This is a genomic window from Ruminococcus flavefaciens MA2007 (assembly GCF_000621845.1).
In the GTDB taxonomy this organism is placed as follows: domain Bacteria; phylum Bacillota; class Clostridia; order Oscillospirales; family Ruminococcaceae; genus Ruminococcus; species Ruminococcus flavefaciens_E.
Genome location: NZ_JHXF01000007.1, coordinates 118,902 through 134,989 on the forward strand (window position 1 = coordinate 118,902; position 16,088 = coordinate 134,989).

Below are 16,088 nucleotides of genomic sequence, written 5' to 3' on the forward strand. Positions count from 1 at the left end.
CTGCCATAGATAAAGGAGAATAGATATGCCCGACAACATGAATGTATCAAATCTCATGCATCACGAGGTGGAAGTGCCAATACCCGAGTCAGCTCTCCCCGAGGATCCAAAGGAGCTTCTCAGCGATATCCCTGATTTCAACGATAATTTCACTATTGAGAAGATAATTCAGAAGATACTTACCGACGACAAACAGTATGACCTGAGCAAGATAATCTCGGCTTACGAGTTTGCCGCAAAGGCTCACGAGGGACAGGTCCGCTCCTCGGGGCAGCCCTATATCACCCACCCTCTTGCAGTTGCCTATACTCTCTTAGAGCTCGGCATGGACACGGATACTATCTGCGCCGCCCTGCTCCACGATGTAGTCGAGGACACCGACGCAACTCTTGACGACCTGAAAAAGCGCTTCGGTCAGGACGTTGCACTGCTGGTGGACGGCGTTACAAAGCTGAGCAAAATTCCTACTTCCACAAAAGAGGAACAGCAGGCTGAGAATATCAGAAAGATACTCCTTGCCATGTCTCAGGATATCCGCGTAATGATAATCAAGCTCAGTGACCGTCTCCACAATATGCGTACACTGAAATACCGTCCGCTTGAAAAACAGCGCAATACAGCTCTCGAAACAATGAACATCTACGCACCTATAGCTCACCGTCTCGGTATCAGAGCCATGAAGGAGGAGCTTCAGGACCTCGCATTCCACTATCTCGATCCCTATGCTTATTCCGAGATCGAGAGCATTCTCGAAAACAAAAAGGAAGAGCGTGAAGCCTTCATCGAGATAATCAAGAGCCGTATCGCTCAGCGATTCAAGTCCGAGGAATTTACACAGCCCCCTCAGATAGACGGACGTGTAAAGAGCATTTACAGCATATACCGCAAAATATTCATCGGGCACAAGGATATCGACGAAATATACGATAAATATGCAGTCCGTATCATAGTTACCACTATCGCCGAGTGCTACAACGTTCTCGGTCTTATCCACGATATGTTCAAGCCCCTGCCCAACCGCTTCAAGGACTACATCTCCACCCCGAAGAATAATATGTACCAGTCTCTCCACACAACTGTTCTCGGTAAGGAAGGTATCCCCTTTGAGGTGCAGATACGAACATGGGATATGCACGAGACCGCTGAATACGGTATCGCCGCTCACTGGAAGTACAAGGAGGGCATACAGGGCAAGGACAAAATGGAACAGCGTCTTGCATGGGTGCGTCAGGTCATCGAGGCACAGCAGACCTCCGACGACGTTGAGGAAATTGTCCGCATAATCAAGACAGACCTTGACCCCGAGGATATAGTTGTCATGACTCCAAAGGGTATGTCCGTAAGCCTGCCTATAAACTCAACTGTTATCGACTTCGCCTACCGTATCCATACTGAGATAGGTCACAAAACCGTAGGCGCCAAGGTAGACGGCAGGATAGTGCCTCTTGATTATAAGCTCCAGACAGGACAGATATGCGAGATAATAACCAGCAAGGACCCCGAAAAGGGACCTAACCGTGCATGGCTGAATATAGTCCAGACCAACGAGGCTCGCTCAAAGATACGCTCATGGTTCAAGAAAGAGCGCCGCGAGGAGAACATCGTCGAGGGTAAGGCTCAGCTGGAGCGCGAATTCAAGCGCCACAGGATAAACCTCAAGGAGGAACAGTACACAGAGTTCCTGCAGGACGACTTCAAGCGCCATAACTGCGAGACTCTTGACGACTTCTACGCTTCCATAGGCTACGGCGGTATACTCCTCTCAAAGATGATACCCCGCCTTAAAGACAAGTACGAGAAGCTCTACGAAAAGGAGGACGAGCCCTCTGTAATCCCGCTCATAAAGCCAAAGCCAAACGGCAGGAGCAGTATTATCCTCGACCAGATAGACGATATGCTCATAAAGTTCGCCCAGTGCTGCAATCCTCTCCCAGGTGACGACATCATAGGCTTTATCACACGCGGCTACGGAGTTTCCGTCCACACCACAAACTGTACCAACTACAAGGCGGCTCTTGCCAGAAACAATCCCGAGGAGCTCGACCGCTGGGTTGATATCCAGTGGACCGACAACAGCGATACACAGCTCCAGACCAGCTTTGAGGTAACAGCTACAGACCGTGTTGGTCTTGTATACGATATATCCGCAGTTCTCCTTGAAGCAAGAGTGCCTATCGTTCATTCCGCTTCGAGAGTCCTCAAAAACGGCAACGCTCTCTTTGAGGGTACTATCGTTATTTCCAGCACCGAGCAGCTCAAGAACCTCTTTGAGAAGCTCAGAAAGATAAAGGGCGTCATCTCCGTTGAGAGAGCCGCTATTTAAGGAGTAAACACATGAAAATTCATCATTTACAGCTTGGACCTCTCCGTTCAAACTGCTATATAATCGAGACTGCCCCCGGACGCTGTGTGGCAGTGGATATCGGCGGCGACAGCCGTCTGCTTCTGGAGTTTCTCAAAATGAAGAAGCTCCGCCTTACAAAGATACTCCTCACCCACGGTCACTTCGACCACATCGGCGGCGCTGAGGAGGTACACAAGGCTACGGGCGCTGAAATATACATTCACGAGCTGGACGCTCATATGCTCACCAGCGCCACAGATTCGCTGGCTTCAAATATGTCGTTCTTCACGTTCACTCCCATTACAGACTGGACCTGCGTTTACGGCGACTGCTTCATAAACGACGGCGAATGCACATTCCGTGTGCTACATACCCCCGGACATTCACAGGGCAGCGTGTGCTACATCTGCGGCGATGTCATCTTCTCCGGCGATACCATTTTCTGCTGCTCCGTCGGCAGGACTGACTTCCCCGACAGCTCCTCCGCAGCCATGACCTACTCCCTGAACAAGCTGTACAATCTTGTGGGAGACTACAAGGTCTACCCAGGTCACAACGAGAGCACAACTCTCGATTATGAGCGTGAATCCAACCCCTATATGAGACCATTCAGAGGCAAAAATGACGAACAATGAGACTAAAATGCCGATAATACTCATCGGCAATTCTTTTAAATACGAAGTGGAAGCAACTATGAAGCTCTTTTTCAGCACAGCAAGGTACAGCTTCGGTACTTCCCGTGAAGAAGCCGTCGGCGACGAGTACGTCATAGCCGAGATGGACGGTGACAGGCTCCGCGTTGAGGTAAAGCTCAATGGAGAAGCTCCCGAGATACGTGAAGCTGTTGCTGACCAGTCCCAGAATAAGGAGCATGAGCTTTGCAGGATACTGTTCCATATCCTCTCCGATAAGACGGGAATAGTTCCGCCATGGGGACTTATGACCGGCATACGCCCCGTGAAAAAGGTAGTGGAGCTCATACGTGAGAACGTCCCCAAGGACGAGATATTCCGCCGACTTAAAGACAAGTACGAGATACAGGACAAGAAGCTCCAGCTCGCCTATGATACGGCGATAAACCAGCTGCCAATACTGGATAAGATAGACGGTACTGCCGCAAGTCTCTACGTGTCTATCCCTTTCTGCCCTACAAGGTGCAGCTACTGTTCATTCGTGTCACATTCTATGGACTCGGCTATAAAACTCATGCCCCAGTACATCGAAGCGCTGTGCAAAGAGCTCGCCATACTTGGTAAAATAGTCAAGGAAACCGACACCAAGATAGACACTATCTACTTCGGCGGCGGTACTCCTACTTCTGTGTCAGCACAGGAGCTCCGCACTATCATGGAGGCTGTTGAGAAAAACTTTGACCTCACAAAAGTCCGCGAGTACAGCGTTGAGGCTGGACGTCCCGACACTATCACCGAGGAAAAGCTCCGCGTTATCAAGGAGCTCGGTGCGGAGCGTATCTCCGTAAACCCTCAGACTCTCAATGACGAGGTGCTGAAGGTCATCGGCAGAAAGCACTCGGGCGAGGACGCTGTAAAAGCCTTTGAGCTTGCCCGTAAGGTGGGCTTCAAAAACATCAATACCGACCTTATAGCAGGTCTGCCAACGGAGTCTGCGGAGAGCTTCCGCAATACCATTGACCGCATGATAGAGCTTGATCCCGAGAGCATAACAGTCCATACCCTGACCATAAAGCGCTCGGCTACACTATTTGCGCAGGGCAATGCAAACAACGCAAATCCTGCGGCTGAAATGGTTGACTACAGCATACCCACACTTATGTCCCACGGCTATCTGCCCTACTATATGTACCGTCAGAAGAACACAGTGGACAACCTTGAAAACATGGGCTATGCGAAAAAGGGCTTCGAGAGCTATTACAACATCTTCATCATGGACGAAACTCAGACCATTCTCGGCGCAGGCTGTGCCGCTTCAACAAAGCTGCTCTATGCAGGCAACAGGATAGAACGCATACATAACTACAAATTCCCATATGAGTACATAAAAAGCTTCGACAAGCTCATGGAGAAAAAAGAGGAGATCACGGAATGCTTGAAAAAAATCAAGTCCATACAGCCGAGATAACAGGGCTGACCTCAGAGGGCAGCGGCGTCTGCCGCATTGAGGGCATGGCAGTTTTCGTACCTGAGACCGCTGTAGGCGACGTCTGTGAGGTAAGGATAGTGAAGGTGCTGAAAAGCTATGCTTTCGGCATAATAGATAAGCTCATCAAGCCCTCTCCCGACCGTATTGAAGATAACTGCCCAGTGTACAAGAAGTGCGGCGGCTGTCTGCTGAGACACATCTCCTATGAGGCTGAATGCCGAACCAAAAACGATATCGTCCGCGACGCCTTTGAGCGCATAGGCGGACTTTCTCCGCAGTTTGACAGCTTTCTCGGCGCTGAGAACACCGAGCGCTACCGCAATAAGGCTCAGTACCCTCTTGCAGTGCAGGACGGCAGGGCTGTCTGCGGATTTTTCGCTCCCCGAAGCCATAGGGTGATACCCGTCGAGGACTGCGCTTTGCAGCCCGAGGTTTTCAGCGAGATAATAAAAACTGTCCTTGACTACATAAACGACAGGAAGCTGTCGGTCTACAACGAGGAAACTAATACAGGCATTATCCGCCATATCTACCTCCGCAGAGGAGCTCACTCGGGAGAGATAATGGTGTGTCTTGTCGTGCGCAAGGATATATCGAGACAGCTCAACGCTCTTTGCAGGACTCTCACTGAAAAATTCGGCGATATAAAAAGTATCGTCATGAATATAAACTCAAAAAAGACCAACGTCATTCTCGGCGATGAATGCTTGACTTTATGGGGCAGCGATACTATCTCCGATACTATGTGCGGAAACACAGTGGAGATATCTCCCCTGTCATTTTATCAGGTCAATACCGTGCAGGCTGAAAGGCTCTACGGAAAGGCGCTCGAATACGCATCTCCCGACAGCAGCGAGGTCATCGCTGACCTGTACTGCGGTGCAGGTACGATAGGTCTCTCCATGGCTAAGCAGGCGGCAAAGATAGTAGGCGTGGAGATAGTTCCACAAGCCGTTGAAAACGCAAAGAAAAACGCCCTCCGCAATAATATCGCCAATGCCGAGTTCCACTGCGGAGACGCAGGGGAGGTTTTCGGAAAGCTCCGCAAACAGGGCTGCAAGCCCGATATAATCGTTGTGGATCCGCCGCGAAAGGGCTGCTCTCCCGAAACTATCGACGTCATGGCGGAGGCTGCTCCGAGGAAGATAGTGATGATATCCTGCAACCCTGCTACTGCCGCAAGAGACGCAAAGCTGCTCTCGGAGCGCGGCTACAGCGCAGATAAGGTCTGCGGAGTGGACCTCTTCCCGAAAACAGGTCATGTGGAATGCGTGGTTATGCTGTCAAGAACTAAATAAAATGGCAAATGTGATAACAGGTTTTAGGATAATTTTCTCTTTTGCATTATTGCTATGCCCGACTTTCTCGATACCTTTTTATGCACTGTATATTTCAGCAGGCTTTTCCGATATGATCGACGGTGCTGTAGCAAGAAAAACAGGTACCGACAGCGAATTCGGGGCGAAGCTTGATACCATTGCAGATATTGTATTCACAGCAGTTTGCATGATAAAAATTCTTCCTGTGATAGAAATGCCGATCTGGATATATCTATGGATAATTGGCATTGCATTAATCAAGCTTGCCAACGTATTTATCAGCTATATCAGGCTAAAAAAGCTCACCTCTGTCCATTCTGTTATAAACAAGGTCGCAGGAGCTGCATTATTCCTTTTTCCGCTTGGTTTCAGCCTTATCGATACCACTCTGTTCGCAGCAGTTCTGTGCGTTATCACAACTGTGGCAGCACTGCACGAAAGCAATTCCGTTCTGCGCCATACCTCTTAATATGCTCACGCACTACCGATCACCATTGATGTCACACAGGAGAAAAAAACATGGATTTCTATGAAGCAGTAAACAAAAGAAGCAGCATTCGGGATTTCGCCGAAGAAGCTATCCCCGAGGAAACTATAAAAAGAATAATCGAAGCGGCATATAAGGCTCCCACAAACGACCATTTCCGCGACTGGCACTTTATTGTCGTGACGGACAAATCCCTAATGGCTGAGGTTCTCAGCGGAGTTCCGAAAGACCTCACCGTAAAGGACGTTGACAAAATGACCTTCATATCCGATCCTGTTCAGAAGGAGTCCTATCAGGTCGCCGTTCCGAAGCAGTACAGTATGCTTATAAACGCGGCTGCTGTCATTATTCCGCTTATGAAGAAGAAAGTCGATATCCTGCACCCTGCCGACCTTTCTCATCTGAACTGCTTTGCTTCGGTGTGGTGCAGTATCGAGAACCTGTGGCTTGCTGCAACGGCAGAGGGCTACGGCTGCAATCTCAGGATACCGTGGGGCAATGAGGAAGAAGCCGCAAGGAAAGCAACAGGCTTCCCCGAAGAATATATGATACCCTGCTTTATCGGTATCGGCAGACCTGCTGAAAACGCAAAGCGCACAAAGCAGCTCGTTCCCGATATGGGAAAGCAGCTTCACTGGCAGAAATTCTGAAAAGCATATTTTATTCTGATATTATTTAGGAGTGATTTTTTTGGCAAAGTCAAACAAAAAGTTCATGATACTGTCCGCTATCGGAATTATCATGGTAGTAGATTCCCACACATGGGGAACATTCAATATTTTCGCAAACTTCTTCCCTTTCAATTCATTTTTCATGCCCATGTTCGTGCTTATATCGGGCTATTTCAACAAAGTAGACACAAAGACCAATATGTGGAAGTACACGGTGCGCAAATTCCAGACACTTCTGCTGCCGTACATAGTAGTTTCCATACTGGCGCTTATTGCAGAATGGCTGATGCTGTGCATAAAAACCGAAGCCATGCAGCCTTTTATGCTGGAATACAAAGCAAAGGCGATGCTGAACATCTTTACCAGCGGTGAGATAACCACTATCGCACTGCCCATGTGGTTCGCACCTATGTTATTTGCTGTTCAGATAGTTTACGGCTTTATGAAGAAGCTGTTTGCCAACCACTGGAACAGCAAGATAATGGTCATTCCGTTTATTATCCTCAACATTGCAGTAGTATGGTACGCAAAGGATCATGAGGTACCTGATTATCTGCTTCTGCCGCTGAAGGTGCTGTTCTTCCTGCCGTTCATGGAAATGGGCGTTCTCTACCGCGAAGGTCTGGAGGAAAAGATACAGAAGATCAATCCCCTGCTGCTGCTTTTTTCAATGCTCACTATCAACATGATAAGAGTATTCTTCATGCCGCAGGAATACGATCTTGCTTTCGACAGCATGGCAACTCTTACAGGCTTTACAAGCCCTTATGCTGTAACTCCTATGATTTCGGCAATCGTTGGTATGCTGTTCTGGCTGGAGGTAGTCGACCTCATCGGCAAGCCTTTCTACAACAGCAAAATAGTCAATGCCATTTCTGAAAACACTTTCTATATAATGAGTCTCCATGTTGTATGCTTCAATATCCTCAACTGCATACTCTTTGGTATCAACAAGGTAGCAGGGCTCCCCTATTTTGATGTTGAGGCATTTCAGGACTCAAACTGGTACCGCTGGGAGTACGTTTCGCAGTTCAAACTGGTTTACTTCCTTGCAGGAACATTAGGTCCCGTTGGTCTTGTAATGCTGTATAACAAATTCATAAAAAAGCCTGTATGCGGTCTTTTCAAAAAGCCTGCTGAGCAGAAATAATGTAAAAGGAGCAATACCATGAAAAGAAAGCTTTTATCAAAAAAATCATCTGAAACCGCTTTCAGCGAGCAGATAAAGCGTATCACCTATTATGAAAAGCTCATGGATACTGCGGAAAAGCTGAAAAACGGCACATCTCAGAAGAAAAAGGCTCTTACAGAGCTTGAAAAGTACTACACCAGCGACACATGGAAACAGGACTTTGCAGCCGACGAAGCAGGACTTCTTCCCAAGGAGCTGAAACGGGGCGTTCTCTCTGAGGACGGCTTGTATGACCTGCTCAGCGAGGCTGACGAGTAAGCTTATCTATTACAAATCATAAAGAAAAGAGGAATCACTATGTCAAAAAATCACAATGAGATCATAAAGTGCCCCGAGTGCCAGACCGAGGGCGATTTCAAGGTCTGGGAGAACATAAATACCTCAGACGATCCCGAGCTCAAAGAGCTTATCAGAAGCGGTCAGCTTTTTATGTGGAAGTGCCCGAAGTGCGGCAATGACTGCATAGTTTTCTACCCTACATACTATCATCAGCCCGAGGATAAGATGCTTATCCACTATATCCCCGACGCTCCGCTCATGGCAATAAACTTCATGAAAACTCTCACCCACGATCCTTACGACGAGGGCATAAAGCTTGAAAAGGGCTGCCGCAAGCGTGTTGTTACGGATATGAACAGCTTCCGCGAGAAGCTCCTTATCCTTGACCACGGCTACGACGACAAGGTGATAGAGCTCCAGAAGCTGTTTCTTCTGGCGGAGCTCCAGAAAGCCGATCCAAGCAAGAAGATAGAGCAGATCTTCCTTAACAGAGAAAAGGACGGCACAACCAACTTCGCTATCAAGATAGAGGGAGACCAGTGGGGACGTGCTGAGTTCAGCAGCGGAAACTATGAGCATATCGCCAAGACCTTCAAGGCGGCTCTTGCTGATGACAAAGAGGTGCTCATAAATTCTGACTGGGCTCTGGCAACTATCGAAAAGCAGATGTAAGCCGTTAATTGTGCATTTGCACAAAATTATATTATGATAATTCGGATTTTTGTTAAAAGCTCTTGATTTTATATAATTTATATGTTACAATAATTATAACTTATCATTATATGAAGGAGCGTGATGCCTATGATCAAAGAGATTATCCAGAACAGCTATCTTATTGTGGTCGCAGGCATTACGCTCCTTATTTTTCTGTTTTAAAACTCAGCGCTGACTGCAAAGCGCAAAATGGCTTTTCTTATAGGCGTTATCATCGCAATGGTTATGATAATCTGCAATATCATGGTATATCTTTTCATGGGAACAGGCAAAAATATCATGCTTATGAAGATTTTCTCAGCCATAGGTTACTCTATCAGCGGACCTGTAATGCTGCCGTTTATCTTCCTGACCAACGTCATCAAGAAAAAAGCCCGTACAGCAGTGCTATGTTTAGCGATATTCAATGTTCTGCTTTGTATTATCAGTATATTCAACGGCTGTATATTCGCCTTTGACGAAACAGGCAACAGGTATATGGGAAAATTCGCCCTTGTTCCCTATCTGCTGAGCTTTATCTATATCGCACTGCTTCTTGTGGCTTCGATAAACAAGTTCAGACTTGGCTTCAAGAATGAGAGCTATTTTATATTCCTCCTTTCGGTGGCGATCGTAATAGCTACCATAATGAATGCAGTGTTCCATTTCAAGTTCCTCATAAGCGGCATGGCGGTTCTCTCCTGCCTGTTTTACTACATTTTCTTTACTACGGAGACTCTCACCCGTGACGCTCTTACGGGAGCCTTCAACCGACACTCCTTCTACAAGGACGTAGAGAATATGAAAAAGCACCAGATGTTCGTGATATCCATGGACCTCAACGGTCTGAAAAGGATAAACGACACTGAGGGACACGACGCAGGCGACAGGGCTATACTTTCGGTATCCGACAGTGCATTTGAAGTTCTTCCAATGAAGTGCCGATTCTACCGAATGGGAGGCGACGAGTTCGAGATACTCTACCCGCACGCTACCTATTCAGATGTGGAGCTCACCACAAATAAGCTGAAAGAGGCTGTACACAAAAAAGGCTACAGTATCGCCATAGGCTTCGGCGAGTACAAGAAGGGCATGGATTTCGACAATGTTTTCCGCGAAGTAGACGCTATGATGTACGAGGACAAGGCTCGCATGAAAGCGGCTGATCCCAGGCTTATGAATATCGAACCGCACATATAACAAAACGCCCGAGAATGATCTCGGGCGCTGTTTTTATTTAAGGTAGTCTCCCCATTTATTCTGAGCGGCTTTTTTCATATCATTGAGCTCGTCTCTGTGTTTTTCGATAAAATCTCTAAGCTTTGCGGTATCCTCGGGATCAAGATACTGCGCTTCTTTAAGTGCTTTGAAGTCATAATCAGTAAAGAATATAAACATTCCCTTTGTTTTCTGTCCGTCATATGTCTCATCAAACGAAGCAGTGACCTCGACACGGTCAGAAGGCGAAAGATTATGGCAGAAAGACATACAAAGGATCGGTTCTTCCGACCTGCTGTCTATGCCGCGCATTCCGTTACTGTCTACCGATACAGCACCCTTTGGAGCAACAAGCATATATCCCATACTAAAATTCAGATAATGGGGCATACCCACTAAATACCGGTATTTATCGTCCTCAGATGAATATACTGTCACCTTATTTACTCTTGGCAAGTCCTTGCTGCCGTCATCATAAGGTGCTATCTTTTCCATGCCCTCGCACAGCTTCTTCATGGGGCGGTATTTAAGAATATACCACGCGGCGTTGACTCCGGCAAACAGAACTATGCATATACACATAAGCACTGACAAAAACTTGGTAAAGCGGCTATTTTTCAGCTTCTTCCCTACTTTTTTAAAGGTCTCGGTCTCAGTGGGAGCTTCTTTTTTCCCGACTTCGGGAATAGTCACCTGCTCGCTGAGTCGGCGGCAGTCCGCGCACTCCGCAAGGTGCTCCTCGACAAGTATTTTTGTCTCCTCGCTGCAAATTTCCTCTTTGTACAGCGGCAAAAGATCGACTATGACATTGCAGTCTATGGTGTTTTTCATAAAAGTCCCTCCCTTTTCAACAGTTCAATGAGCTTCTGCTTTGCCCGATAATAGGTCACTCCTGCCCAGTTCTCAGTCCTGCCGAAAACCTTGGCTATATCGGCGAATCTGAGCTCCGCAAAAACGCGCAGGGTAAAGACCTCACGATAGGGCTCGTCAAGCTCGTGAAGAAGATGATGTATGCGTATGGCTGTATCCTTGTCCGCAAAGCAGGCTTCGATACTCTCCTGTGCCGCAGGCTCGGGAATACTGTCCAGCGGCTGATTGCGGTTCTCAGCCTTTTTCAGCTGGTCGTACCAGATATTTCTTGCAATAGTGTACAGCCACGTCTTTACGGAGCAGTCCCCCTTGAAGCTGTCGGCGCTTGTCATGGCTTTCAGCATGGTGTCCTGCAAAATGTCCTTGGCAAGCTGCTCGCTGCGGCACATTCGCAGGATAAAGGCATAAAGGTCTGAGCTGTATTTTTCGTATATCTCATGCAGTTCCTGCTTCATCATCTCACCTCCTTCACTTATATAGACGAATGAATTTTGATTTTATTACAGGAATTTCAAAAAAAGCGGACATTTTTTCCGAGTTTCAACTCATAATTCGTAATGCATAACTGTGGTGTCCGTTTTCGGAGCTCCCGTCAGAATATACGCCGTCCCCTACAATCCAAGGTGACATATTATGTCATGAAATATTAAATTTTACTGCATTATTTTACACAGCTGTCGCAAATATAGACAAAAAAGTAGTAAAAAGATACAATAAATCATTGCCAAATTATGAATAATCATGTATAATAATATGGATAGGGGACTTCTGTCCCAAAATCGTGAAAAAATACACAGGGGGAATTAATAATGAACCTAAAGCTTAAAAAAATCGCGGCAACTGCTGCCTCTCTCGCAGTTGCTGCAAGCTCAAGCCTCAGCATGAGCACCTCTCTCATAGCTGACGCCGCTTACGGAAACGGCGGCAACGGTACGGCTATCATGGAGTACCTCGACCGCGGAATCTACGCTGTCAAGTCGGGCAACGGTATGTTCATCAGCTGGCGCTTCAATGCCAATGACAAGGACGATGCGGAGTTCCAGCTCTTCCGCGATGACCAGCTCATATATACGAGCAAGGCGGGCGAAGCTACCAACTACTGGGACGCAAGCGGCAATTCAAGCTCAAAGTACCGTGTTGACACTCTCGTGAACGGCAATGTGGTCAATTCCGAGGACTGCCGCTTCACATCGGGCAGCAATTACTTCGATATACCTCTTGATGTTCCGAGAGGCGGAACTATCAACGGTGAAGCCTACACCTATTCGCCCAATGACTGCTGTGCAGGCGACGTTGACGGTGACGGTCAGTATGAGATATTTGTAAAGTGGGATCCTTCAAACTCAAAGGATAACTCCCAGACGCACAATCCCGATAAGGGTATTCAGGGCTTTACAGGCAACGTCTATATCGACTGCTACACCCTCACCGGAAAGAAGCTCTGGCGTATAGACATGGGCAAGAATATCCGTGCAGGTCAGCATTATACACAAATGGCTGTTGCAGACTTTGACTGTGACGGCAAGGCAGAGCTCATCACCAAGACCTGCGACGGTACTGTTGACGGCAAGGGCAAGGTAATAGGCAATGCAAATGCCAATTATGTAAACAGCTCAGGTACTATCCTTACAGGTCCTGAGTATATGACGCTTTTTGAGGGCGCAACAGGTGCAGCTCTCGATACTATCGATTTTCCTGTACCGAGAGGTGATGCTACAAGCAATACTGCCAAGTCTACATGGGGCGATAACTACGGAAACCGCTGCGAGCGCTACAACTGCGCTATAGCTTATCTTGACGGAGTTCACCCATCGGCTATTTACGGCAGAGGATATTATACAAGACTTTCACTTTCGGCAGTTGATGTTAAGAACGGCAAGCTCGTAAAGAAGTGGGTATTCGATACGGGATTCAATAAGAATGACCCTGCTTACGGCTGCGGAAACCACAACGTAATGGTTGCTGACTTCGACAACGACGGCAGACAGGAGGTCTGCATGGGCGCTTGCTGTATCGATGACAACGGAAAGCTTCTCTGGTCAACAAGACAGATGCACGGCGATGCTATGCATATCGGTGACCTCGACCCCAACCATGAGGGACAGGAAGTATTTATCTGTCACGAGGACGGAAAGTACGGCATTTCTCTCGTTGACGGCAGAAACGGAAATATCATCTGGCACTATGACGGTGATAAGGATACAGGACGCTGCTGCGCGGACAATATCGTTGCTGGCAACAGCGGTGCAGAGTTCTGGGGTTCAAGACCTGCCAATGCAGTATTTGACGTTTCAGGCAAGCAGATAGGCAACAAATGGCCTTCCACAAACTTCCTCATCTACTGGGACGGCGATCTGGAGCGTGAGCTTCTTGACAATATCACTATTACAGACGGTGCGGCAATAAACAACTATCCTGCAATATTTACAGCTACAGGCTGTGCTTCAAACAACAGCACAAAGGCTGTACCGTGTCTCACAGCTGACCTTTTCGGTGACTGGCGCGAGGAGCTTGTTCTCAGGACTGAGGATAACTCAAAGCTCCGCGTATGGTGCACAAATACTGAGACTAAGTACAGACTTACAACTCTCATGCACGATATGCAGTACCGTATGCAGTGCGGCTGTCAGCAGTCCTCATACAATCAGCCTCCTCACCCCAGCTTCTATCTGGGCACAGAGGCGCAGCTTCCTGCAAGACCTAACGTTAAGCTGAACAATACTCCTCCCGAGCCTGTAAACGGCAAGCTGGTGAAGAACTTCCTTGTTAAGGACAACGCTAACTCGGGTTCATGGAAGCTTATGGAGTCCAACAAGACAGGCGGTCCTATCTACGGCGACAGAGACTTTACATATACATCTCTGCCTTCCGAGCTTGAAAACTGCGAGTACATCATGACAGCCTGCAACTCCAAGAATACAGACGCTGACCTTGCTGAGTTCACAACAGCGGACAAGTGCGAGGTATACGTTCTCGTCGATACCCGTGAGGAGGAGGCTAACCTCGTTCCCTCATGGCTCAGCAGCTACACAAAGACAGCTCTTACAGCTAAATCAAGCAATGAAGTGATCTTCTCGGTATACAAGAAGGAATTCGAGGCTGGTCAGAAGGTAGTTCTCGGAACCAACGGCATGACAGGAAACGTTATCAATTACACTGCTTTTGTCAAGGCTCCCGAGGTAGTTACAACTACTACCACAACTACAACCACTACAACGACTACTACGACCACAACAACTACAACAGAGAGCACGACTACAACAACTGAGACTACTACAACTACCACAACAACATCAACTACAACTGTTACAGAGCCGATAACCACAACTACCACAAACGGCGATGTTACAGTAAAGAAATACGGCGACGCCAACTGCGACGACGAAGTTGATATGTCCGACGTAGTTCTCATAATGCAGAGCCTTGCAAATCCTAATAAGTACGCTTTAGGCGGCTCTGACGAGAAGGCTATAACCGCTCAGGGACTTGCAAACGCAGACGTTGCCGACCACGGCAACGGCGTAACAGCAGGCGACGCGCTCCGCATACAGGAGTATCTCCTGAAAAAGATAGCAAGCCTTGAACCGAATAACTGAGTAATAAAAAAGCTCGGAATTCTTAACCGCAATACTTATATAGAAACTTATAGTTAATTATGGGGGAAACCTTTCTGAGGAAAGCGTTTCCCCCATCCCCCTTTCCAAAGACTTTTATCTGGTTTTTTCACAGATAGGGCGCTTCGTAAATAAAAAAATCCTGCAAAATACAGGAGCGCCCTATCTGCGAAAAAACAAAACGAAAGTTTTAGGGAGAGAGTTTGAGAGAAGCCCCTTTTTCAAAAGGGGTTCTCTCAATAATAAGCATAAAATTTCTGTATAAGTATCATGGTTAGGATTTCGGGCTTGTTTTATTCATTGGGGAATTTCATTCCCCACTGTTTTCTGCATTCGTCCATTATCTTCATGACCTCAATAGTATCGCTGTTTGGGACAAGCGTACTTTCAAGAATCCCTGCTTCAAGACAGCGATGTACCTCGTCAACCTCGTACTCATAGCCATTTATCTCGTCCTTGTACACGAAGCGCTCGACCTCGTTTCCGCGGCGGTCATAGAGAACTCCCTCATCGGTGCAGTGGAACCAGTTGCCGAGAGTGATGAAGCCCTTGCTTCCCGATATAATTGCGTTGTTGCGGAGCTGTATCTCAAAGCCGTTGTCTGCGGATACGAAAGCGCCGCTTTTGTAGCGTAGCATGATAGAATTACTCATATCAAAGCCGTTCATCATGTGGGCGGAGCTTATTATCTCGTCGGGCATACCCAGCAGGTCATGTGCAAGAGTGAGCGGATATATGCCGAGGTCAAGGAGACAGCCTCCGCCGCAGTCTGCGCGGAAAAGCCTGTCGTTCTCGTCATAGGGGATAAAGTTGCTGAAATCAGCCTTTATGTACTCTATGTCTCCGATAAGTCCCGAAGCTATCCATTCTTTCATCTTGCGGTAAACGGGACGGCATTTCATCCACATAGCCTCCATGAAGAAAACGCCCTTTGCCTTAGCAAGCGCAAGAAGCTCCCCGGTCTGTGCCGCATTGATAGTAAGGGATTTTTCACAGAGTACGTTCTTGCCGCTCTCTATGCAGAGCTTAGCGTCTGCAAAGTGTGAAGCCATTGGAGTTGCGATGTAGACTATCTCAGCGTCGCTGTTTGCGGCGAAATCAGCATAGCTCCCGTAGTATTTCTCAAAGCCGAACTCCTCGGCGAATTTTTTTGCCTTGTCCTCAGTTCTTGAAGCCACGCCGCAGAGTTGTGCCTTTTCGCAGTGTTTAAGGGCTATTGCGAATGTGTGAGCTATCTTGCCTGTGCCGATGACTCCCCATTTGAATTTTTCCATGATAGA

At 47.5% G+C, this 16,088-nt stretch carries 14 protein-coding genes; 11 read left to right on the forward strand and 3 right to left on the reverse strand.

The features are described 5' to 3' along the window. Positions 1–25: 25 nt before the first annotated feature. From T497_RS0103750 to T497_RS0103795, 10 genes are all read left to right on the forward strand, one after another. Complete coding sequence (locus T497_RS0103750; RefSeq protein WP_196243010.1) at positions 26–2,323, forward strand: RelA/SpoT family protein; 2,298 nt, start codon at positions 26–28, stop codon at positions 2,321–2,323. A gap of 11 nt (positions 2,324–2,334) precedes the next feature. Then, on the forward strand, positions 2,335–2,979 hold the full coding sequence (locus tag T497_RS0103755) for an MBL fold metallo-hydrolase (protein WP_028514461.1): 645 nt from the start codon (positions 2,335–2,337) through the stop codon (positions 2,977–2,979). After that, positions 2,966–4,444, forward strand: coding sequence for a coproporphyrinogen dehydrogenase HemZ (gene hemZ, locus T497_RS0103760; protein WP_028514462.1), 1,479 nt, complete (start codon positions 2,966–2,968; stop codon positions 4,442–4,444). The genes T497_RS0103755 and hemZ overlap by 14 nt, the downstream gene beginning before the upstream one ends. Continuing rightward, positions 4,408–5,763 (forward strand): 23S rRNA (uracil(1939)-C(5))-methyltransferase RlmD, encoded by a 1,356-nt coding sequence (rlmD, locus tag T497_RS0103765; RefSeq protein ID WP_028514463.1) that lies wholly within the window; start codon positions 4,408–4,410, stop codon positions 5,761–5,763. The genes hemZ and rlmD overlap by 37 nt, the downstream gene beginning before the upstream one ends. 1 nt (position 5,764) lies before the next feature. Then, positions 5,765–6,253 carry a CDP-alcohol phosphatidyltransferase family protein gene (locus T497_RS0103770; RefSeq protein WP_028514464.1) on the forward strand — a complete coding sequence of 163 codons (489 nt, stop codon included), beginning with the start codon at positions 5,765–5,767 and terminating at the stop codon, positions 6,251–6,253. Positions 6,254–6,303: 50 nt separating this feature from the next. Continuing rightward, on the forward strand, positions 6,304–6,921 hold the full coding sequence (locus T497_RS0103775) for a nitroreductase family protein (protein WP_028514465.1): 618 nt from the start codon (positions 6,304–6,306) through the stop codon (positions 6,919–6,921). 40 nt (positions 6,922–6,961) lie between these two features. After that, entirely contained in the window at positions 6,962–8,092 is a 1,131-nt protein-coding gene (locus tag T497_RS0103780; RefSeq protein ID WP_028514466.1) for an acyltransferase family protein, read from the forward strand. 18 nt (positions 8,093–8,110) lie between these two features. Next, positions 8,111–8,392, forward strand: a complete 282-nt coding sequence (locus T497_RS0103785; RefSeq protein ID WP_028514467.1) for a DUF4298 domain-containing protein — start codon at positions 8,111–8,113, stop codon at positions 8,390–8,392. Positions 8,393–8,431: 39 nt separating this feature from the next. Further along, complete coding sequence (locus T497_RS0103790; RefSeq protein ID WP_028514468.1) at positions 8,432–9,085, forward strand: CpXC domain-containing protein; 654 nt, start codon at positions 8,432–8,434, stop codon at positions 9,083–9,085. Between the two features lie 231 nt (positions 9,086–9,316). Continuing rightward, positions 9,317–10,306: a GGDEF domain-containing protein gene (locus T497_RS0103795; protein WP_028514469.1), complete on the forward strand. Its 990-nt coding sequence runs from the start codon at positions 9,317–9,319 to the stop codon at positions 10,304–10,306. A gap of 33 nt (positions 10,307–10,339) precedes the next feature. Here the strand turns inward: T497_RS0103795 and T497_RS17320 are convergent, their stop codons facing one another. Both T497_RS17320 and T497_RS0103805 read right to left on the reverse strand, forming a co-directional pair. Continuing rightward, complete coding sequence (locus T497_RS17320; protein ID WP_051530509.1) at positions 10,340–11,155, reverse strand: zf-HC2 domain-containing protein; 816 nt, start codon at positions 11,153–11,155, stop codon at positions 10,340–10,342. After that, positions 11,152–11,652 carry an RNA polymerase sigma factor gene (locus T497_RS0103805; protein ID WP_028514470.1) on the reverse strand — a complete coding sequence of 167 codons (501 nt, stop codon included), beginning with the start codon at positions 11,650–11,652 and terminating at the stop codon, positions 11,152–11,154. The genes T497_RS17320 and T497_RS0103805 overlap by 4 nt, the downstream gene beginning before the upstream one ends. A gap of 351 nt (positions 11,653–12,003) precedes the next feature. Between T497_RS0103805 and T497_RS15720 the strand changes: the two genes are divergently transcribed. Next, complete coding sequence (locus tag T497_RS15720) at positions 12,004–14,790, forward strand: cellulose 1,4-beta-cellobiosidase (protein WP_242839967.1); 2,787 nt, start codon at positions 12,004–12,006, stop codon at positions 14,788–14,790. Positions 14,791–15,101: 311 nt separating this feature from the next. On the opposite strand, the gene T497_RS0103815 is transcribed toward T497_RS15720, so the two are convergent. Then, entirely contained in the window at positions 15,102–16,082 is a 981-nt protein-coding gene (locus T497_RS0103815; protein WP_028514471.1) for a Gfo/Idh/MocA family protein, read from the reverse strand. Between the last annotated feature and the right edge of the window lie 6 nt (positions 16,083–16,088).